The following is a 22,768-nucleotide window of genomic DNA, read 5'->3' on the forward strand; positions in this document are numbered from 1 at the left end:
TTAGCCCTAGAACCAATTGCTTAATAATTAATGAATACCAGTCAACAGACCCTCGAATTACCAGCTCACATTACCCCTGGTAGTCCTTATCCATTAGGCGCAACTCCTGATGATCAAGGCGTAAATTTCGCCATTTATGCGGACTATGCCGATGGCGTAGAACTCTGCCTTTTCAACGACCTGACAGACACAAAAGAATCGCAACGCATTAAAATGACCGAAAGATTCCACCAGGTCTGGCATGTGCATGTGGCAGGCCTTAAACCCGGACAACTCTATGGTTACCGGGTAAGCGGCCCTTATAATCCCCAGGAAGGAAGCCGGTTCAATTCTAATAAATTACTGTTAGACCCATATGCAAAGGCCATTTCAGGTACTATCAACTGGCACGATTCCCTTTTTGGCTACCAGATCGGGCACCCGGACGAAGACCTGAGTTTCAGTGAAACAGACAGCGCCCCTTATATTCCAAAGTCCGTCGTAGTAGATGATACCTTTGACTGGGAAGACGATAAGTTTCCAAAAATCCCATATAATGACACAATCATTTATGAGATGCATGTCAAAGGCTTTACTAAAATGCATCCTGATATTCCCGAAGAAATCAGGGGCACTTACGCCGCTATCGGGCACCCGGTGACAATCGATTACCTGAAAAAACTAGGTATTACAGCTGTTGAACTGATGCCTGTTCACCACTTTGTGTCGGACAGACACCTGGTCGAAAAAGGCCTGAGCAATTACTGGGGTTATAATACCATCGGTTACTTTGCCCCTGATGCCAGGTACTCTTCCTCTGGAACCCAGGGCCAGCAGGTACACGAGTTCAAGGAAATGGTCAAAGCCCTCCATAAAGCCGGTATCGAAGTATTCCTGGATGTTGTTTATAACCATACTGCAGAAGGTAATCACCTGGGCCCGACCCTCAGCTTCAGAGGTGTCGATAACTGCTCCTACTACAGGCTGACGGAAGACAAGCGTTACTATATGGATTATACCGGTACCGGGAACACCCTGAATGCCCGCCTGCCCAATGTATTAAGATTAATCATGGATAGCCTTCGCTATTGGGTGGAGCAAATGCATATAGACGGATTCCGTTTTGATCTCGCCTCTGCACTGGCGCGGGAACTGCATGAGGTGAATAGCCTCAGTGCATTCTTCGAAATCATCTACCAGGATCCTGTGATCAGCCAGGTAAAGCTGATTGCTGAACCCTGGGATGTAGGTGAAGGCGGCTACCAGGTAGGTAAATTCCCTCCGGGATGGGCAGAATGGAATGGTATTTACAGGGACTGCATCCGTGGATACTGGAAAGGCGATGATAGTATGCTTGCTGAATTTGCGCTCAGGTTTACCGGAAGTCCCGATCTATACCAGTCCGACTATCGCCTGCCTACTGCCAGTATCAACTTTATTACCGCCCACGACGGCTTTACATTGCATGACCTTGTTTCGTACAATGAAAAACACAATGAGGCGAATGGAGAAGATAATAAAGATGGTGCCAATGATAATAATTCCTGTAACTGGGGTGCAGAGGGTGAAACCGATGATCCCGGCATCATCAGTATCCGTGAACAGATTAAACGGAACTTCCTGGCTACCCTGTTTCTTTCACAGGGTGTGCCTATGCTGGTGGCAGGTGATGAAATAGGCAATACACAGCATGGTAATAACAATGCTTACTGCCAGGATAATGAAATCAGCTGGCTGGACTGGTCAAAACAAGACCTGGAATTGCAGGAGTTTACACGCACGATGATCAAAATACGGCAAATGCATACCACCTTCGCCAGACCAGGTTGGTTCCAGGGAATGCCGATCAAAGGCGTAGAAGATATTGGCTGGTTCCTGCCGGATGCTACGGAAATGCAGGAAGATCACTGGAAGGAATATTATGCAAAATCCATTGGCATTTTCCTGAACGGAAAAGGATTGAGATGTGTGAATGAAAAAGGGGAAAAGATGGTGGATGATACCTTCTATGTTATCTTCAATGCACATCACGATACGATTGAATATACATTGCCCCCGGAAAAGTATGCGAAAGGATGGGAACGGATATTGGATACCAGCAAATGGAAAACGGAAGACAAAGAAGTATATACCGCAAGTGACAAGGTAAAAATACCAGGGCATTCCATTTCTTTATTTATTCATAAAGAGAATTTGAAACCGGTACCGGGCCTGCCTGTGCCGGAGGTGAAGAGTGAGAAATAGGTTATAAACAAGGCAGGTCATTCTTATTTTGTTTACACAAAGAAAGAATGACCTGCTTTGTTTATTTCATACCGCTATTGCCTAGTGCTTTTCATTTGACCGACCTGGTACGGGGCTTTTCGGGGCATTATTAGCCGCCATGACAGTCTTTTCCATCTTCGTCCTTATTTCAGGCTTATCACGCAGCGATAATGCCTTCCTGAAGCTCAAAATGGCATTTTGCAGATCGTTGACTTCCTTATAGTAATCCCCCATACTATCATAGACATTATAACTTTCGGGGTAATAGTCGATATTCAGCTGGAAACAGGTGGCTGATTTCGCATATCGCTTGTCCATCAGGTTCCAGTAGCCCATCTGGTTCAGGAACCATTCCGGCGGCCGTACCGTGTAGCCCATTTCTTTTGATAATAGTTTGTAATGATTCACTACAAGTGTTTTTAGTGAATCGGGAGAACTGTCATCGGTATAGAGATAAGTAGGAAAACGGTGGTGTGGAAAGATAAATCGCAGGCCGTCATAGACAGCGATGAATGGCACAGTGTGATGATCATCGTCCGGGTAGTATTTATAATCCCAGCGGAGATGGTTGTTTGCTTTTTTCAGCAGGTATGTCAGGTCCAGAATTGCACTGGTATGCCGGCCACCCAGGCTGGTATCGCTATGCACCTGGGAACTGTCTATTGCTGGATTGATTGTATGTGCCATCGCAATGAAGAGCTGCCTGTTGGAAAAATCCTGTTTCAATAATGGCGGCGCTTCTTTTAGGAAAGCGGCGTTGTTGTACCAGAAACTGGGATCGGAGGCGATGTAGGCGTTGAAGAGATCTCTGTGGTGTAATAAGGTATTGGTGGCGTACAGGCCGCCGAGAGAGTGGCCGATTAAAATGCGGTATGGGGCGGTGGGGTATTTTCCTTCAATGTAAGGAAAGAGTTCTTTTTCAAAGAAAGTGCTGAGCTCTTCTGGTTTTTCGGCCATGTTTTTAGTACGGTTGCCCGGGGTATTTAAGATGCCTACGATGATCATTTGAGGAAGAGCCATGTTGCCTTCGTTGACAGCCAGGGCCTGGATCATGGTCTGGAGGGTGGCGAATGGGGAGTTGCCGTCGAGCACGTAGATGACCGGGTAGGCGGCCCGCTGGAAGAAGGCGGTGTCGTCGATGCTTGTGGGGGTGTAGATCCACAGGGGACGGTTTTCTTTTAGCGTGTTTGAATAGAGGCTGTCCTGCTGGCCGAAGGAGATCAGTTGGGCATGGGTGATGAAAGGGATGAAAAGTAAGAGGAGAATGAGTCGTTTCATGGATGGAATTTTTTTTCACGAAGGTTAGTGAAAGGAGGAAGAAATTTTGAAGAGTGTGATGAAACGATCTTAATATGGGATAAAAAGCGGGAGCAAAAAAAACGGGCGGACTATATGCCCGCCCGTTTTTTAATTAATTTTAACGCTTAAATTGACTCCTCGTACACATTGCCGAACCGATCCGTCGCCCTCACCGTTATTTTCTTAGCCACTGGAGACGGCTTTGCAAAAAACATATGATCCGTCAATGTCGGCTCCACGAACTTATGCTTCTTCGGCAACTCCGGTCCCAAATACAACTCCACCGCCCAGGGATCAAACGCCACTCTCCGCTCCATCTCTCCCTTACTCACGCCATCCTCGAACCACTCCACTTTCCACTTATTATCCCAGTTCCATACATTCGCCGAAATCTCATCAGGCGAAGCCTGTACACGCCCCTTTTCGTAGATACGCAACTGTTTCTCTTTAGGCAATCCGGTTCCCTTGTACACCCATTTGATCTCCGAACCATTCACATCATAAATTCCATATCCACCCGGCGTGCCATCCCCACAAATCGGCCCGGTCCACCATGCGCCACACACCGTACCATGATTGTGCTCCATAATATTCCCCTCTTCCCAGTTATCATTGAAGTGCGTATGCCCACTCATGATATGCACCTTGTAAGGTGCCAGCATCTTATACAATTTCTTCCTGTTCGCCACCGTACCACCGCCCGGTTCCTCTTTTTTTCCTTCCCTGCGTGCCTGCCCGGTATAGGTTGGAATATGCAAACTCAATACGATCAGCGTACCCGGCTTCACCTGCGCCAGATCCTGGTCCAGCCATTGCAACTGGTTCTCCGTCAGGTAACCGATGTAGTTTTTTGCTTCTCCCAAAAAGAACACGTCATCCAGTACGATATAATGCACCTCTCCCCTGTTATAAGAATAATATGTAGGTCCAAAATGAGACTTAAATGTATTCGCTGAACCATCGTCCGTACGTGCCTCATTATCCATATCATGATTACCGATCACATTAAAAAATGGAATGCCACACAGCTCCACTGCCCTGCGATAACCATGGTATAATTCAAACGCGTCCCACACCAGGTCCCCACAGCCTATCCCATGAATCAGCGTATCTTTCGGATAAGACTTAATCACTTCCTGCAAATCGGGCACTGATTCCTTCAGCAACTGCTCCACATCTTTCTGCGACTTCATCTGCGGATCAGCCCACACCACAAAGGTGTGCCTGGTATCATCCACTTTCAGCTTTTCCAGCCTGAAATCAGCGGTGAAAGTAGCTTTGCTTTTCGGTATAGGTTGATAGAAGGCAGCAATGCTCCGCTCCTCCGGAAAAGCATATCCTTTCGGCACACTGATATACACGAACTCCGCCGTGCCATTTGATTGCAGGGCATATGCACCATTCTTGTCAGTCAATGTAATATTGATGCCATCCGTTACCGGCACTCCCGCCACTCCCTTTCCTTCACAAAGCACCTTCCCCCTGAGCGAGATGGTAGAAAGATCTATATTATTCCCGCCCAGCAATGGCGCTGCATTTGCAATCGCCGCCGGCAAGGCTAACAGGGACCCGGTTACGCCCACATTCTTTAAAAAGTTCCTTCTGTTAAGCATAAGTTTTATTTAATTGTTGTAGCGCCTTCACCTTCTATATCGGTTATCGCTGATGTAGTAGTCAGTTGTTTATTGTTCTGCGCGCGTGCCTGTACCCATTTGCCCAGCGATACATTATACACACCACCCAGCATATTGAAGATGCCCAGATCCGCTGTGTTGTATGACAATGCAAGTGTATTGGAACCCTGACGGTAATACGGCTGCTCTTCCAGTGTGATCGGGTTAATGATATCGTAAAAATCCGTATTCGCAATGCGATAACCTTTTGCCGGAGGGCCTGCTGTAAATAAGCTGCCACCCGTTGACACCCAGATCACATCTACCGGTTTTGTATCTGCTGTGACAACTGTATCCTGGAATACAGCCATACCAAAGGCATTGCCGCTATTCGCCATCAACCCCGTTGTAGCCGCACCAAAACCATCTCCGCCAATAGTAGTATAGTCAAATGTACGGACCCAGTTGGCACTGCTGATATCTGTTGATTTGGAACCATTGATCTTTTTACCAATACCACCTACATAGAAGAAACTACCTTTCGTTGCTTTACCTGTATACAAATTGAATTTGAAAGAACGCTTATCGCCGGTAGCCCAGCCCTTAGACGGATAACCAGTAGGGGTGCTGGCATTGGCATTGTTTGTTACTATTAAGGAGAAGGGTGTGGCCGCAAAGTCGATGTCCCTGGTCGCCATCATCTGCACATACTCATAGTTGCCATCTGCACCACTTGCATCAGACATAAAACCTGTAATGATCACCGGCGCGATGGTAATCTCTGAACTCAACACAGTTACATCTGCAGCTTTGCGCATCCTGAATACAGGTGCATTATCCTTATCTACAAAGACAATACCGTAGAAGTTGGCACTCACCGGTGCCCCAACCTCTGCGATGGCACTGGTGTCTTCCGTACGCAGATGCAGGTTCCCAAACCCATCATTCAGCACCTTATCTCCAGCCAATACATCCCCTTTTGCAGGCAATGGATCAAAGCCAGCTTTCACTACTATTGCAAGGGTACTTTCATAGTCACCGGGATTGGCGAGGATCGCAGCTGTTGTAACACGGTTCACAGGAATTGCATTTCCGGAAGAGATCTTCCTGATGCCGGTCAGCGATACATCCTTCAGTTCCAGCATACCATCTACCTTCTCCAGCACTGCTCCCTGCACATCGATAATCACGGAGTCTCCTGGTACATAACTATTTGCCACATCTCCAACTGGGATAGCGATACCTCTTAGTTTTGACAAACGGCGTGCGTCCTGCACAATCAGCAAGCCTACCGGCAGATTGCCTCCGCTGTGATCTGATACCACCATGGCTGCTATACTGGTAGAGCCGAGCATATTGTCCTGGGTGAGCTTAACGGGTTTTGATTTATACAGATTCCTGATATCGTAAATCGATATGTATGGGCTGATTCTGCCACCGGGATAGGTCTCACTTTTCTGACAAGCCCAGGCGCATAATATGAGTGGTAAGTATACTAAGAATTTCTTCATTGTAAAATGATTTTATTGTTATGGTTTCTGCCACCATACCTGTGTACTGATTTCGTCTGGCCCCTGACTGGCTATAGCCAGCTTGTAGTTCGTCGGATTGGTGGACTGCACATACACCGGGTAAGTCATTCTTGCAGGCATTACTCCATCATTCCGCAGGCCTGCACCTTTGGGTAAATAAGGGTGCCCCGTACGGCGGTATTCAAACCACTGCTGCATGTCTGTCAGGAACAGCGCATAATATTTCTGCCTGTGAATCTTTTCCATCTTCTGATCCAGCGTCTCATCATTCAGCCACTCAATATCTGCCGCTGCCAGCCAGGTAGTGATGGATACCGGCCAGGTGGGAATCCATTGCGTAATACTGTTCAGCGCACCTGTGTTATAATAGGTCTCCGCCGAACCACTGATCCACCCCTTTGCCGCGGCCTCTGCCAGTATAAACTGCAATTCTGCATAGTTCATCATCATCCCTGTCATGGGCTCCGTCATCAGGGACACTGCCGACGTATTGGAGTAGAAATAGCATTTCTTTACAGGATTCTCACCTGGCGCATAACCACTTGGTATGCCCTGGTATGACCCGGAATAAGGTGCTATGCCCCACCTGTTAAAACCATTGGTACCATAAGTAGGAATATCAATACGCGGATCATTCCACTGAGCAAGATTATCAATGAAGAAACTCGCTATACCCGGCGACCTGAAATCCTGCTCACGTACGGAGAGATAAGGCGATGAATAAGGTCCTACTCCCGTCCAGCGGAGAATGGCAGATTCGCTATTACTTGTCATGATAGGATAATTACCTTTATTCGTTTCTACAATGTCTTTGATTTTAAGCACCGCACTATCCGACTTCGCAGATACACGGAGCAATAATCGCAGGTACAGTGAGTTTCCGAACTTTCTCCATTTCGCTACATCACCATTATACACCGGATCGCTGGAAGCGTTGATAGCGGTACCTGCACTCAGCAAGGTATTGGCAGTATCCAGTTTTTTGAAGATATCAGAATAAATGTCACGCTGCGCATCGAAACGTGGCTCGTAAATGCCACTGTCCTTTGCGAGGTTTGACTGGAAATAAGGAATATCACCATAGGTGTCTGTGAGAATGGAATAGATCCATGACTGGCAGATCAGTGAGATCCCCATATAAGATTTATTGTAGTTCAGCTCATCACTGGCAGAGGTGTAAATATCCTTGAAGTTGGTCAGCTCAGAATACAAACCATTGTACAGGTAATCTGCCCAGGTAGAACGGAAATCATAACGGAACACCTGCCCTTCCGCATCACTTATGTTTACCGTCACCTGCATCAGTTCATTGTTGAAATTGCGGTTACGCAGCATGTTATAGCTCAGCGTACTCACCAGCGCCGGTGCCAGCAATTGCTGTGGCAATGCAGTTGGCGTACCGTTTGGATTCGTATTCGTCTCCTCGAAGTTTTTTGTACAGGAGCTCAAAAAGATGCCCAGTAATATTATGTATATAAGATGCTTCATCATGTCGAATATTAAAGTCCAATTACCAGATTAAAACCAAGGGTACGTGTAGAAGGGAACTGACCAATCTCAAAACCCTGCAGGATGTCAGAACCATAGAGCGTACCGAATTCAGGGTCGAACATAGGCCATGGAGACCAGATGAACAGATCACGGCCATACACCCCAACTGTTGCACGCTGGAAACCCAGGCGCTTTACCAGTCCTTTGCTGAATGTATAATCAATACGTGCTTCCCTGAATTTGATAAAGTCTGTACGGAACACACTCCCTTCTGCATTGTCTACGCCATAATGTGAACGGTAATATTCATCGATATCTGTTGCGATCACATCATTCTTACGGTACTTACCATCCCCGGTGGCGATCACTCCATTCCCGATGATCCCATTGTATCGGCCTGGCAGTGTTTCTTTCAGTTTACCCTGTTCCGCCATCTTATAGTGTGTGAGGGAGTGCGCGACTCCTCCATACTGTGCATCGAAGAGCAGGTGCAGGTTGAAGCCTTTATAATTAAAGTCGTTGGTCCAGCCGATCTTTGCTTTAGGCAGGATGTTGCCCAGGTATTTTACATCTTCAGTAAGCAGGGCTACGCCGGTAGTCGCATCATAAATGATCTGACCATCAGGAGCACGCTGGTATCCACGACCATACAGGTCACCCATGCTACCGCCTACTTTTGCTACGATCTGCCCACCACCTACAGGCCCTGTTCTCAGTACAACGGAACTATCTGCCAGGCTCATGATGCGGTTACGGTTCGCAGAGAATACAACGTTTGAACTCCAGCGGAAACCATTTTTTATACTGATGGGCGTTGCATTCAGTGCGATTTCTATTCCTTCATTTCTTACATCACCGGCGTTAATCAGGACCTGTGTAAAACCTGATGCACGGTCTACGATACGCTTCAGGTGCTGATCCTTGGTATTACCTCTGTACACGGCTACATCAATACCCAGCCTGTTGTTGTAGAACTGTACATTGGCTCCTAATTCATAAGTAATGGTACGCAATGGTTTCAGGTTCGGATTAGTCAGCAGGTCGGGGGCTGACAATCCACCATTGTACAAGCTCCCTGCAGACACATAATTGTAAGAGGTGAGGTAAGCTGTAGTACCACCACTCCCCACGCTGGATGCGGAGAAACGAAGTTTTGCAAAATTGATCACCTTCGGCATATGCAGTACATCCGATGCTACAAAACTCAGGTTGGCAGCCGGATAGAAGAAACCGGAATTGGATGTACGATATGGCGTAGCGAGTGTGCTGGTCCAGTCTTGTCTGGCTGTGAGGTCCAGGAATAAATAATCCCTGAAGCCGCCAGTTACCACCCCATAAAAGCTATTGATTGAATATTTACTCCTGAATGGCATGGTCACCAAAGGACCTGCAGCATTCGAAAATGAGAAGATGCCCGGGAAAGTCAGTGAGTCTGCACGGGTCTCGTCTTTGTTATAATTATTTGTCAGGGTACTACCGCCTGCGGTGGCAGTGAATTCAACATCTTCGCTGATACGTTTGTTGTATTTCAGCATGAAGTCACTGCTGGCTTCCATAGAAAAGATGTTTTGTGTACGATAGCTCCCCTTTGGCAGTTTCGCACCGGCATCGTATGGACGCTCCTGTGCACGCTGGTCGTAAGCAAAGTCAATGGATGTTCTCACCAGTAAACTTAGTTCTTTGCTGAAGTTGTAAGTAGCCTGCACGTTGCCTGTGATACCATTGCGATTTGTCTTGTTGATGAATTCATTTGCAACGGCAAAGGGGTTTTCAGGATAAGAGCTGAAAGGATATTTGATTGCACGGCCCTCCTGCCCTGTTACCCAATAGTCGCGCAGCCAGTCAATGCTTGCATTAGGTTGCCAGAAGATGTACCAGTACATCAGGGACTGGTTACCATAACCGGAACCGGGGAGGTTGTCACTCCATTTATTCGTATAGTTAACTTTGGAAGAGATGGTCAGTTTGTCGCTGATCTTTGAATTCACGGCCATTGAGATGGTGTTTCGTTTGTAGCCCGTGTTAGGTACAATCCAGTCATTGTTTACATTCGTGAATGAGAAGCGTGCAGTCGTTTTGTCCGTACCACCTTCTACACTGATACTGTTGGTGAAGGTCTTTCCTGTCTGGAAGAATTTCTGTAACTGGTTGGTGTAAGGTCTCCAGAGGGTTCTTTCTGTACCTGCTTTCTGTGTAACAGGATCGTATTGAAAGAACATTTGACCATCGAACTTAGGACCGTAGGCAGAGCTGGTACCGCTTGTACTTGCACCATCTGCAGAAGCGCCGTAGGAATAATAGGCAGCGCCATCCAGCCCCTGACCATATTCATATTGTAATTCCGGCCAGCGGTTTACCTGTTCGATAGATTCGTTGGAATTAAAGGTAACGCCTAAACCTTTTTTGCGTGGCGTACCTGCTTTGGTAGTGATGATCACTGCACCGTTCGCCCCACGCTGACCGTACAATGCGGCAGCACCGGGTCCTTTCAGGATGGTTACTGATTCAATATCTTCGGAGTTCAGGTCGTTCAGCCCGGTGCCATAGTCAGCCGGCATGTTGTCAGAACCAGTGCCATATGGCGTTTCACCATCGATACCTGTACGGCGGCCGCTGCCATTATTGATCACTACCCCATCTACGACGATGAGGGCTTCGTTATCACCCGTCAGGTTATTTTCACCACGAAGAATAATTTTGTTGGAACCGGTAGGACCTGCATTGGAACGCACCAGGTTCAGACCGGCAACCTTACCTGAAAGTGCATCCGTCCAGTTATTAGACAGTGCATTGGTAAGCTGTTCGCCTTTTACAACGGTCGTAGCATACCCTAATCCTTTCTCTTCGCGCTGGATCCCGAGTGCGGTGGTTACCACGAATTCATTCAGGGCTTTGGCATCAGGTGCCATCTGTACATCCAGTTTCTGGGTGCCATTCACAGTGATCTGGCGGGTCAGGTAACCGATGAAAGAGAAAACGATGGTCGGGGTATTGCCAGGTACTTTCAGGAAATAGTTACCATCAGGACCGGAGATGGTGCCGATATTGCCGCTTTTGATACGAACGTTTACGCCGACGAGGGCCTCTCCTTTTTCGTCTGAGATATGACCCCGGATGATAATATCCTCGGGCTTGCGGGTGACGATAAATGTATTCCCGCTTTGTGTGAAGATGTAGCCGGTATTGCCCAGGGCCGCCCGCATTACTTCCTGCGCAGTGGCATCATAGATCTTAATGCTGACGCGTATATTGGCATCTATATCATTAGGACTATAGTTGACGAGAAAACGGCTATTTTTCTGAATATATTGAAATACGTCTTTCAGTGGCTGGTTGCTCACCGTAAGGTCCAGCTTCTTTTCATTAGTTTGTGCATTGATGTAGGGCAGCCATGCTACAAAGAAGAATAATACCCATACCGAAAGTTTGGGGTAGGAAATCCCTAACGGGCATCCCCGCTTTTTTGTACATTTGTCCATTCATTTAAAAATTTAGCTTGTACTGAATTTTGGCACCCTGTTAGCGCAGGGTGCTTTTTTTACCTGATAACTATTTGCTTGTCTGTGATTGTGTACTGGAAACTGCTCATCAATTTTAACTGTTGCATGATGTTTTCGATCGTATTGTTACGGAATGTGGCAGTGTACTTTCTTTTAAATAATGCGGTATCTTTCACATCGAAGTGAACAGCGTATTTATGCTGTAATACCTTTAAGACCTGTTGAAGACCGGCATCCTGGAAGATCAGTTCTCCCCTGATCCAGGCCGTTGTAGTAGCTGTGTCAATTTCCTCTCTTGTGAATGTCCCATTTTCCTTGTCTGCGGTCAATCCCATACCGGCACTCAGCACGAGCCCTTTTAAGCCGATTTTACCGCTATTTACGTTTACTGAAGCTGTTTGTTCATCTTTGTAGTCTCTTACGGTAAAAGAGGTTCCTAATACCTTTACGTTGAGTTGCGGGGAGCGAACGAAGAACGGCCGCTTCGCATCTTTGGCAATTTCGAAATAAGCCTCCCCTTCTTCTACATATACAATCCGTGCGCTGTCATCGAATTCCTCCGGAAAATAAAGTGTAGATCCGCCATTAATTGTCACCCGGCTGCCATCGGACAAAGTGATGGCACCATGTCTGCCATCCGCAATCCGCATGGTACGAAAGCGGCGTTCCGGCTTGCGGTCCAGGTTCATTTTCCTCAGTAAAAAGGTGCTGCCTAATAACAATACGAACACCGCCGCATACCTTGTCAACTTGATCAGCCTGATCCCCGGCTTCCTGTTCTTCCTGAATTGCTCCAGTGCAGCATCAATCTCCGCTTCGGGTAGTTGATGCTCCTTATTATTCACAAATTCATCCACAGGGAAAAGTTCCGACAACTCCTCTTCGGACAGGCGGTCTATTGCCTGCTGCAATTGTTGGGTGCCGGCAGCATCCAGTCTGCCTGCCTGATAATCTTCCAGTCTTTTCCTGATGTCGGGGATCTTCATTCTAAGAACGTCGTTTTGTAATATAACGGCCAATTAAAATGGTCACCGACAGGAATGTAGGTTAAGGAATTGTTACCAGATAGGATAAGACGAGGTTAAAAGGTGTGAGAGATCAGAATAGTTGCGGCAGGATTAAAAACCAGGTGAATAATTCCTTTGACAAATAGCTCTTAACTTCAATAACTCACCACATAAATAAGATGGTAGCAAGGCGGGAACGGAGAGAACGAAGTACCCGGCCAATATAGCGTTCTACAGTTTTTTCAGAAACGCCCTCCCGGAGGGCAATTTCCTTGTAAGTGAGGCCGTATTCCCGGTTGAGGAGGTAATAACGACGCACGGTTTCTTCATGGTTATTGATCGTATGATTAACGATCTGTTGTTGTTCTTTGGCTTCTATCACCGACATGGCGGGGGAAAAATGCCCGGCATCCGGGAAACTGAGGGTGTAGGCATCATGTTGTTTGCGTTCACGCAGGGCGGCTTTCAGGTGATCAAGAAAACAATTGCGGGCGATGACGAGGATATAACGGGCAATTTCAGTTTCTTCGCCAGGAAGCAGGTGGAGCTTCTGCCAGGCTTTCAGGTAGGCTTCCTGGGCCAGGTCTTCGGCGAGTTCTTTATTATTGCTTATTTTTATCAGATACGCAACAGTGCCCGACCAGGTTTCTTTGAAGATCCTGTCGAATATTGCAGCAGTATTTTCAGAATTGGAACGCATCATATAAATTGACCGCACAAAATTACGCGGTCAGTTTAAAATGAGTGTTAAGTTTAGGTAAACAAAACCGGTGTGAATTTTGTAATGGTTTGCATAAATTTTTAATAACATGGCTGAGACAGGGCATATTTTAGGGATTGACGTAGGAGGATCGCATATTAAGTGTACGATCCTGAATAAGGCAGGAGAATGGCAGATGGATTATAAACGGGTAAAGACACCTGAGGCACCTACACCAGATAAGGTACTGGCTACCATCCAGGACCTGGTAAAGGATATACCTGCGTATGATAAAGTATCCGTGGGATTTCCGGGCTATGTGAGGAATGGAATTGTGTATACAGCACCGAACCTGGGCAATCCGAACTGGAAGAATATTGACCTGGGACAGCGTATTGCGGATTTACTTGATAAGCCGGTAAGGCTGGTGAACGATGCGGATCAGCTGGGCCTGGGTGTGGTGAGTGGTAAGGGCTATGAGCTGGCGGTGACACTTGGTACAGGCTTTGGCACGGCTGTGCTGATTGACGGATATTTGCTGCCGCACCTGGAGCTGGCGCATCACCCGGTTACGAAGGAACATGATTATGATGAGTATATCGGGAACAAGGCGCTGGAGAAAGAGGGACTGGAAAAGTGGAATAAGCGGATGGAGCGGGTGATGGATATACTGAAGGTGGTGTTCAATTATGACAGGTTGTATTTGGGAGGTGGAAATGCGGATAAGATTAGTTTTAAGCTGGATAAAAATGTGATCCTGTTTACGAATAAAGATGGAATCAAGGGGGGAGCAAGATTATGGGATATGGAGGATAAGTATCACATCAGTACGAATTTTCCTAAGAAATAAAATAAGGAGATTGCGACGCAATCTCCTTATTTTTTGTGGATACAGCTACCTTACAAAATAATGTTAAAATGCCACTGACCCCTCATTACACATAAAAAATATCTCTATATTGATTCCTATGCTTCAACTCACCCAACTTCGTAAAGTTTACCAGGGGAAGGTCGTATTGGATATTCCCTCTCTCCTGCTGGACCCGGGCATCTTTTGGATCCAGGGAGCCAACGGTTCAGGTAAATCCACGCTCTTAAAAATCATAGCCGGTATGGTGCCTTTCGAAGGGGATATCACCTTCAAAGGCAGCAGCCTGAGACATTCACCCCTCATTTACAGGCAACATATTGGCTGGGCCGCCGCAGAACCCCTCTACCCGCCGTTTATGACCGGTATGGATCTCATCACCCTATACCAGCGCATCAGGAAGGTACCACAAAAAGAAATCGACCAGCTGATAGAACGATTTAATGTTGGCAACTTTATCAAAGGACAGGCTTCTGCCTACTCTGCCGGGATGACGAAAAGACTGTCCCTGCTATTGGCTTTTATGGGCGATCCTGCACTCATCATATTAGATGAACCACTGACCACGCTGGACACGAATTCATTTACCCTGATCTCCGACCTGATCCTGGAAGCCTGGCAGAAAAAAGGCACTTCCTTCCTCATGAGCTCTCACCAGGAACTAGATACCAACTTACTAAATGCACAGCGGGTATTGACTGTTATTAACCAAAGCATCGTACTCTAAATGACAAGATATTTACTCCGTTCATTGGTTTCACCATTCTTCAGGGAGAATGGCGGTCTGATAATTTTCATTTACACCATGACGGTGTTTATTGTCAACTCCCAGTCCGGCGCAGGTGTGTATGAGTATCATCTATTCCTCGTACTGGGTACATTCAGGCATGCAGGTATGATGGCCACTGTATTCCTCCTCTGGCTGCTGTATACCCGGAAATTCACCGCCTTTGTCGTCAATGAAATTTATAAACCTGAGAATGCGTTCCTGAATGTATTCAACTACCTGAGCAGGAAAAGGAAAACAGGCATACTATTCATCGCTACCTTTTTATTGATGATCCCTGTATGGGCCTATGTTGTATTTATGGTTATCACAGGTGTGCAATATGGATACATTGGCGGCGTGCTGCTCATCATCGGGTATTTATTATTGCTGTGCTTTTTATCTGCCCTATGGCTGGAGCAAAGACTGCGATACATTGCTGATGGGAAAACACCGGTAATCCGGTCCATAAAATTCACTTCATTTACCGGTACACTGCTACGTTATGTGGCCACCAAACAACTGGTTACTTGGGCAGGTTTGAAGATCTTTACCTGTGGGTTATTGTTCCTTATCGCTGTCAATAATCCCATGCGCTATTATGATGGGCAAACCATTTTTATTGTAGTCAGTCTGGGCATCTTAGGTAATGGCGTACTGGTATACAGGTGCAGGGAGTTCGAAGATGTATACCTGAATTTTTACAGGACCATGCCTGTGGGCCTCAATACCCGTTTGCTGGAATATGCTTTACTGGATTTAATTTTAATCATTCCTGAAATTATCCTCCTGGTATTGTTTGTGCCGAAGCATATGCCCCTTTATGATGCGGTCACTTTTAGTTTGTGCGGTTACGGTAGTATGCTGCTCATGACCAGCCTTACATTCTACAGGCATTTCACGAAATCACAGTTCTATAAATTGTTGTCCATCGTACTTTGTATACAGTACATCTTTTTAATGACGGTAGGTTTGCCTGCTTTATACATTGCACTAACATTATTGGCCATCATTATATTCCGGTGGAGATATTATAAATACGAAACGCTTCTGCCATAAACGGCAGAAGCGTTCCTGGAATATTACTGATTACTTTCGCTTTGTGGTAATGGGAAATGACTCCATACATCATCATCCGCCCTGTCTTTAGGCAGTGTATTCAATAAACCGTAACGACGCATATCTATCCAGCGATGTCCTTCCATGAACAGTGAATAACGCCTGTTGTACAATAACTCATTCATCAACGCGGCATTGGTAACAGCGCCTGCATAAGCCGGCAGGTTGTGTGCTGTACGGATACGGTTCAGGGCCACGATCGCATTCGGGAAGTTGCCATTTTGAATATTTGCTTCTGCATAGATCAATACCAGCTCTTCGTTACGAATGATGCTTACCGGTGCATTCAGCGATGTCCAGATGATCACGTCCCTGTTGCCCGTCAGGCCATTCTGACTGGCCGATGAATTACGTACCTGTGTTTTATTGATCCGGTCATCGCCGGGAACAATATCGCTGGCATAGGCAGGATGCGCGATCCTCACTTCGCCATTACTGTTTGGTGCGATATAAGACAGGTTCACCATATCGCCCCCGCTGGTAGAAAAATAATGCCATACCCCGGTACTGAGGTCACCATTCAGGTCAAAGAAAGATTCATTCAAAGCTGTCAGCGCTTCCGCCCAATGCTTACGATATACATGCACTCTTGCCGCCAATGCCCTGTTGAATTTCAGCAGACCTGCCGCATCTTTAAATCCTGCAAATCCATCTGATAAGGGGAAGATAATTTCTGCACCTGTCAGGTCCGCCTTTCCTTCATCCAGGAATTTTAATACTGAATCCAGTACAATACCCGGATCAGTGACCACGGGCCCTTGTACCACACCATTTGCTACAGGAATACGGGCACCGCTGGAATCGGTCAGGTTGATATTGAGCAATAACTGGTAACCTATCAGGGTCTTTGCATAACCGGAGAAACCTTTTTTCTGTGCATCGGAGGCAACGGTCTCACTGGTATGACTAATGGCTTCCAGCAGGATAAAGCATTGCCGGATCACCTGGTAGCGGGAGACCCAGGGATTAGTGAGATAAAATGTATTGTTGTCAAGCACCTTGGTGCCACCTCCCAGCAGATCTGTAGTAAAGCGTGGTTCTGAACTGGAGAAACGGTAGATTTCACGGCCTATAATGCCTTCTGCATCCAGGTAGGTAGTGAGACTATTGCGCATGCCTGATTCTGCACCAGTAGCCAGGTTGAACAAGTCACTACGTGTCGGATTGCCTGTAATACCAGTTACCACCGGTGTATTCAAACTGTTGATCTCCCCTTTCTGACAGGCACTGAGCAATACCAGGGCACAAAGGGCTGCTATAATGTGTTTCATGTGTCAATGTTTTTATTAAAGGATCAGAAATCTACGCCAATATGAAAACTGGCTCTCTTTGATGCAGGGAAAGGCATTACGTCCACACCGGTAGACAAACCATTGCTGCCGCGGCTGGAAGAGGTGCTGATGGTATTACTACCGAAGTTGGATACTTCCGGATCATAACCTACATAATGCGTCCATGTAAAGAAGTTATTTGCTGATACACCCAGGCGCACGCCGGAAATGGCTTTGGTATTTTTCAAGGGAATATTGTAATACAGGCCTATTTCCCTGACACGCACATAACTTGCATCCTGTACATAAATGCTGGCATCGCCGGCACCTAAGCGGTAGACACCTGCCTTCTGCCCGTTGATGATATCATCGTAGTCAAATGAAGTAGCACCGGCATCGGTGAGCAACTGGGTCAGGTTGATATTATCACCTCCTTTCTTCCAATGCACGAGGAAACGCAGTGACCAGTTCTTATACAGCGTCACTTCATTGAAGAAGCTCATCTGGAATTTAGGTTCTGAATTTCCGATTAGTCTCAGGTCACTCCCTACGGTACCTTTGATCTGTGTGGCAGGCTGCCCTTCTTCGAGGTAGAATGTACCGAGTGAGTTACCAAATGCACCGATGGCATAAGGGGGTATCACCAGCCTTGTCACCTTGCTGCGGTTGAACCACCAGTTGATAGCAGCTGTCCATTTAATATTCGCTTTATTGATTGGTACCAGGTTCAGTCCTAATTCCACGCCCTGGTTTTTCAGGTCACCACTGTTTTTCCATTCTGCGGCATAACCGGAAGATCCTGGCAGGGAATGGCGGAGCAGTACATCCTGGATTCTTTTATTGTAATAAGTTGCCTCCAGGCTGATACGGCCATTGAGCACACTGATGTCCAGACCTGTTTCAAACTCCTCCTGTGTTTCAGGTTTGATATCGGGATTCCCCTGCAGGTTATCGACGAGTACCCCGGGGAGACCGCCGATATTGCTGCCCAGCATGCCGGTGAATTTACTGCTGTAGGGCGGTACATTACCTGATTGTCCATAGGCAGCCCTGATCTTCAGGTTGTCGATGTTGTCAAATGACCAGCCTTTTAGTTTGGCGAAGTTGAAAGAGAAAGCGCCTTTGGGATATACATAATACTTCTTGTAATCACCATTATTAGTAGAGCGGTCAAAACGCACACCGCCGCTCAGGGTCAGGGCATCTATGAGAGACAGGTCTTCCTGGATGAAGATCCCGTTGTCCCTGAATTTGGAGCGGAACTGGCGGGTGGTGGTATTGGCACTGGCATCGACATTACTTTGGCCTGCAACGATGTTGGTCGCCACGGTGACGATGTTGTCAAAGTAACCGGTTTCCAGGGTGGCTCCTACGGTACTGGTCAGGCTCACTGCCGGAGAGGGTGTAAAGGTATTGGCGAGGAATCCGCCCAGGTTTGTATTGGTATTATTGGTATTGCCCTGGATGCTATGGCCTTTGTTTGAGTTTTCTTCAAACTGCAGGTCACGTGGAAAGAGGGCCATGGTTTTATAGTTAAAGAAATCTATTCCGCCCCGGCCGATGAAACGGGTATGGGATCGCTCGCTTTGCTGCAGGTGCACTTCCAGGTTTCCACCACCTACAAAACGGTTCGTGGTTTCATTATTGGTCATTTTGTCACGGGTCTCCAGTGGATTGGAGGCCGCGAAAGGATTGCGGGGATATTCTCCTAATGCATTGGGATGCAGGTCAACGAAACTGGGTGTAGACGACAGCGCAACGCCGTAGCTTACGCCATTGTTATCGTTGTTGGTCAGGCCCCTGACGGATGAAGAATAAATATAGTTGGTCGTGACCCCAAATGATACCCGGTCACTGAGTTTATGGTCTATATTGAGGCGAACGGAGTTGTTGAAGTACCCGGTACCTTTGACGATTCCATCTTCCTGGCGGCGGTTGCCGGAGAGGTAGAAGGTGGTTTTGTCGCCACCACCGCTAATAGCCAGGTTTGTGTTCAGCACCTGCCCTGTCTGGCCAAACAATTCCTTTTCGTAGTCGAAGATCTTACCGGCATTTTGAGCTTCGGTAAACTGTGTTTTATAGGCCTCTCTTTTGGCTATAACTGCCGGATCAGTATTATCCGCACTCCCTGCAAGATCGGCTGCCGTTTCGGCTGTAAATGACCTTACGCCCATGAGGTGGCGTACCTTCACGAAGCCCAGTTCCTGGTTCAGGCTCACCTTTGTCTTGCCCGATTTCCCTTTTTTGGTGGTAATGATTACTACACCTGCGGCGGCTTTGGCACCGTACATGGCGGCGGCGGAAGCTCCTTTCAGGATTTCGATATTTTCGATATCAGTTGGATTCAGATCGGCGATACGGCTGGAAGGGTTGTCCTGGTTATTGGGGTTGCCGGCAGTAGCAGCGCCGGTTACATCATTGAGGCCTGCGGGGATACTGCTGTTATTGAAGAAGATCCCGTCTACCACATACAAAGGCTGCGAGTTGCCAAATACGGAAGTGATGCCTCTGAGTTTGACGGTGAAACCACCACCGGGGGCACCGGAATTAGCGGAGACCAGGGCACCCGGGACCTTGCCGCTAAGGGCTGCGTCGAAGGTTTGTGCCGGGGCGACCCCACTGAGTTGATTGGCGGAGATGGTGGCAACGGCATTGGCCAGGTTGCTCCTTTTGATACTGGTAGCCGCACCGGTCACGACGACTTCATCGAGATGTGCCAGGTCTTCTTCCAGCGTAAGATTAAACACAGCCTGATTGGCCGTGAGCCGGATTGATTGGGTTTTGTACCCTGTAGAGCTGATTACTAACGTGGTGGTGCCGGGGGGAACGGCGATGGAATATTTACCGTTTGCATCGGACATGGTACCCCTGCTGGTGTTGGGGACCCGGATGGTAACTCCGGGTACTACCTGACCCGTTTTTGCATCTCTGATTTGTCCGGTCACATTTTGCTGCGCGAATAATGCATAAGTACTGAATAGGCAAAACAGTAGCAGCAAGCTAAATTTTTGCAAATGCATAGCTTGTAGGATTTAGATGTGAGTTGAAATTTGACTGGTTACAGACTTTTAGGTTTTCTTGATAATTTTGGTTGTTAAATAATGTGGTGCTTCCTGCAAAATGGGTTCAACACTGGATCGGGGCTGCAGGGGATTATTACTCAGGCATCGAATCAATGCAGCAGATTACGTAATTTTTCAGGGTTTTCGTTTTTTTTATTTGAGGGGATTGAGTTATTTTTTATAAAGTGTGCGCTGGTACTCTAATTAAAAAAGGCTAACCAATTGGTCAGCCCTTTTTGGGTATTGTGTTGTGATTGGGACCTTGATTATTCTTCTTTTTTTGTTTCCTCGTCTTTCTCTTCCTTTTGCTGTTCCTCTTCCTTTACTTCCGTTACTTCCTGTTCTTCCTTTTCTTCCTGCTCTCCCTTTTCCGGGTTTGCCGTTTCTCCTTTTTCAACCGGTTCACTATAAGGACCTTTTGATTTTTTACCGGTAAATAATTTCCGTAAAAATCCGCCGGCAGCTGCCAGGCCTAAGAGAATGAATTTCCAGAACACGGCTGCATACTTGGCAATGATGGCAAAGAATCCCACCTTGGCCAGCACTTTCCCGGCTATCAGGCCACCGATTGTCCAGGCTGCGATTTTATCGATTTTCGGATCGAAATCAGCATAGGCGTTTCCTTTGGTGAAATGAGCGAGTTTAAGGATTTTATCTATATCCGCCTTTACCTTTGGCAATTCGTTCATGGTACACACAGCATTCATATTCAGTACGCCATATCGGCCCAATACTCTTACTTCGTAGTTGAGAGTATGCGGGGTTTCATTACCGAATTGCAGCTCTTTGGCCCAGTGCAGTACTTTATTTTCTTTGTCATAAAATGGTGTGGATGCCCAACCTATCATTTGAATAGGCTCATAGCCATTCTTCGTTCTCTCAGCGTTATAGTCGGACTGTTCTTTCTGCATTGTTTTCAGCAGGTCGTCGTAGTTGATTTTTTCCGCATCGTGGTCTTTTACATAGCCGATAGAATCAAATCGTACAATGAAAGCATACACAGAACTATCGAAAGCATCCATATTTGCGGGGAAGATCATTCCAAGGATGCTATCTGATACGCTTGCCGGATTGCCCCAGAGATCAGTTAATACAAACTTGCTCTGTTCTGCATCCAGGAATTTGAATCCTGTTGGTATATTCAGTTCGATTTTGCCACCTGGCAGGTGAATGAGTCCTGTTTCAAACTTTGTTGCATGCCGGACGGAATCTACATATTGAAGATATAGTTCGTGAGACAGGACAGTAGAATCTTCTTCGGGGTTGGCTGCCTTCAGGCCAAGAGACATCATCAGTAATCCGGCCAGGTACAGGAATTTACGCATATACAGTGATATAATTAAGCGGTGTAAAAGTGAGCATAATTTTTATCCTGAAGGAAAATATTGGACGGAAAATGAGTTTCTGGGGATGGATTTAATATTTTCAATTATAGATTATACATGGCTTTAGCCGAAGCGCTTATTTCAGCACCACGTTGTTGAAGTATTTATTAAAGGTATGTACAGCTGCCTTTTTGCCCTCGAGCGTAGGACCTTCCAAACCTTTCAATGGATAATTCATTTTCAATAAATCCCATTTATGGCTGCCTAACTGGTGGAAGGGAATGATTTCAACCCTGTCTACGGTTTTATACCGGGTGAAGTGTTTGGCCCATTCTTCCAGGAATTCCGGTTGGTCCGTCCAGCCGGGAACGAGTACATACCTTAACCACATGCGTTTACCGGTAGATTCACGGTGAGCGGCGAGATCCAGGGTATTTTTGTTGGTTAGACCGGTGAGTTTATGGTGCCATTCATCATTGATGTGCTTCACATCTAATAATAAGAGGTCGGTGTGTTCGAGTAATTCGTGGGTAGCAGCATCGTTGAGTCGTCCGTTGGAATCCAGGCAGGTATTGATGCCAATGGCATGCAATGCTTTAAAGAAGGTAGTAAGTTTGTTGCGTTGCAGGAGTGGTTCTCCCCCGGAAACGGTGACACCGCCGTCTTTTCCAAAATAACTGCGCTGCCTGTCGGCTCTTTTTACAAGTTCATCGATGCCGATTAACATTCCGCCATGTACATCGAGTGTATCGGGATTCTGGCAATACACGCAGCGGAACTGGCATCCCTGTACGAATACTACCATTCTTACTCCTGGTCCGTCGTGTGTGCCGAATGTTTCAAGTGAATGAATGCGAAGGTGCTCCGGATCATCGAGGTTTAGCGCGGCGGCCTCAAGGTCCTGCAGTGGAAAGTACAACATAGTCTTAAAAAGGAAGGTGCGATAGATGACGAGAGACATAACAGCGGAC

15 protein-coding genes are annotated in these 22,768 nt (G+C 46.8%); 4 read left to right on the top strand and 11 right to left on the bottom strand.

Annotated features, from left to right (window positions below):
• Positions 1-30: 30 nt before the first annotated feature.
• The gene (glgX, locus tag DXN04_RS21295; protein ID WP_116855411.1) at positions 31-2,223 is read left to right on the top strand and encodes a glycogen debranching protein GlgX; all 2,193 of its coding nucleotides are present in this window, start codon (positions 31-33) and stop codon (positions 2,221-2,223) included.
• 81 nt (positions 2,224-2,304) lie between these two features.
• Here glgX and DXN04_RS21300 read toward each other — a convergent pair whose 3' ends face one another.
• From DXN04_RS21300 to DXN04_RS21330, 7 genes are all read right to left on the bottom strand, one after another.
• A complete protein-coding gene (locus DXN04_RS21300) occupies positions 2,305-3,522 on the bottom strand; it encodes an alpha/beta hydrolase-fold protein (protein WP_116855412.1) in 1,218 nt (405 codons plus the stop codon).
• Between the two features lie 146 nt (positions 3,523-3,668).
• Positions 3,669-5,156: a calcineurin-like phosphoesterase C-terminal domain-containing protein gene (locus tag DXN04_RS21305; protein ID WP_116855413.1), complete on the bottom strand. Its 1,488-nt coding sequence runs from the start codon at positions 5,154-5,156 to the stop codon at positions 3,669-3,671.
• A gap of 5 nt (positions 5,157-5,161) precedes the next feature.
• Positions 5,162-6,667: a DUF5689 domain-containing protein gene (locus tag DXN04_RS21310; protein ID WP_116855414.1), complete on the bottom strand. Its 1,506-nt coding sequence runs from the start codon at positions 6,665-6,667 to the stop codon at positions 5,162-5,164.
• An 18-nt stretch (positions 6,668-6,685) separates the two neighbouring features.
• Positions 6,686-8,179: a SusD/RagB family nutrient-binding outer membrane lipoprotein gene (locus DXN04_RS21315; RefSeq protein WP_116855415.1), complete on the bottom strand. Its 1,494-nt coding sequence runs from the start codon at positions 8,177-8,179 to the stop codon at positions 6,686-6,688.
• 8 nt (positions 8,180-8,187) lie between these two features.
• Positions 8,188-11,658: a SusC/RagA family TonB-linked outer membrane protein gene (locus DXN04_RS21320; RefSeq protein ID WP_116855416.1), complete on the bottom strand. Its 3,471-nt coding sequence runs from the start codon at positions 11,656-11,658 to the stop codon at positions 8,188-8,190.
• A gap of 59 nt (positions 11,659-11,717) precedes the next feature.
• Positions 11,718-12,665 (bottom strand): FecR family protein, encoded by a 948-nt coding sequence (locus tag DXN04_RS21325; RefSeq protein WP_116855417.1) that lies wholly within the window; start codon positions 12,663-12,665, stop codon positions 11,718-11,720.
• A gap of 184 nt (positions 12,666-12,849) precedes the next feature.
• A complete protein-coding gene (locus DXN04_RS21330) occupies positions 12,850-13,404 on the bottom strand; it encodes a sigma-70 family RNA polymerase sigma factor (RefSeq protein ID WP_147320013.1) in 555 nt (184 codons plus the stop codon).
• A 91-nt stretch (positions 13,405-13,495) separates the two neighbouring features.
• On the opposite strand from DXN04_RS21330, the gene DXN04_RS21335 reads away from it, so the two are divergent.
• The 3 genes from DXN04_RS21335 (at position 13,496) to DXN04_RS21345 (ending at position 16,079) form a co-directional block, all read left to right on the top strand.
• Positions 13,496-14,236 carry an ROK family protein gene (locus DXN04_RS21335; RefSeq protein WP_116855419.1) on the top strand — a complete coding sequence of 247 codons (741 nt, stop codon included), beginning with the start codon at positions 13,496-13,498 and terminating at the stop codon, positions 14,234-14,236.
• Between the two features lie 118 nt (positions 14,237-14,354).
• Entirely contained in the window at positions 14,355-14,981 is a 627-nt protein-coding gene (locus tag DXN04_RS21340) for an ABC transporter ATP-binding protein (RefSeq protein WP_116855420.1), read from the top strand.
• Entirely contained in the window at positions 14,982-16,079 is a 1,098-nt protein-coding gene (locus tag DXN04_RS21345; protein WP_116855421.1) for a hypothetical protein, read from the top strand.
• Between the two features lie 23 nt (positions 16,080-16,102).
• Here the strand turns inward: DXN04_RS21345 and DXN04_RS21350 are convergent, their stop codons facing one another.
• The 4 genes from DXN04_RS21350 to pflA form a co-directional block, all read right to left on the bottom strand.
• Positions 16,103-17,410: a RagB/SusD family nutrient uptake outer membrane protein gene (locus DXN04_RS21350; protein WP_116855422.1), complete on the bottom strand. Its 1,308-nt coding sequence runs from the start codon at positions 17,408-17,410 to the stop codon at positions 16,103-16,105.
• A gap of 23 nt (positions 17,411-17,433) precedes the next feature.
• Positions 17,434-20,430 (bottom strand): SusC/RagA family TonB-linked outer membrane protein, encoded by a 2,997-nt coding sequence (locus DXN04_RS21355; RefSeq protein ID WP_116855423.1) that lies wholly within the window; start codon positions 20,428-20,430, stop codon positions 17,434-17,436.
• A 308-nt stretch (positions 20,431-20,738) separates the two neighbouring features.
• Positions 20,739-21,797 carry a DUF2167 domain-containing protein gene (locus tag DXN04_RS21360; protein ID WP_116855424.1) on the bottom strand — a complete coding sequence of 353 codons (1,059 nt, stop codon included), beginning with the start codon at positions 21,795-21,797 and terminating at the stop codon, positions 20,739-20,741.
• Between the two features lie 136 nt (positions 21,798-21,933).
• Positions 21,934-22,719, bottom strand: a complete 786-nt coding sequence (gene pflA / locus DXN04_RS21365) for a pyruvate formate-lyase-activating protein (RefSeq protein WP_116855425.1) — start codon at positions 22,717-22,719, stop codon at positions 21,934-21,936.
• Positions 22,720-22,768 lie beyond the last annotated feature (49 nt).

Source organism: Chitinophaga silvisoli (assembly GCF_003412465.1).
In the GTDB taxonomy this organism is placed as follows: domain Bacteria; phylum Bacteroidota; class Bacteroidia; order Chitinophagales; family Chitinophagaceae; genus Chitinophaga; species Chitinophaga silvisoli.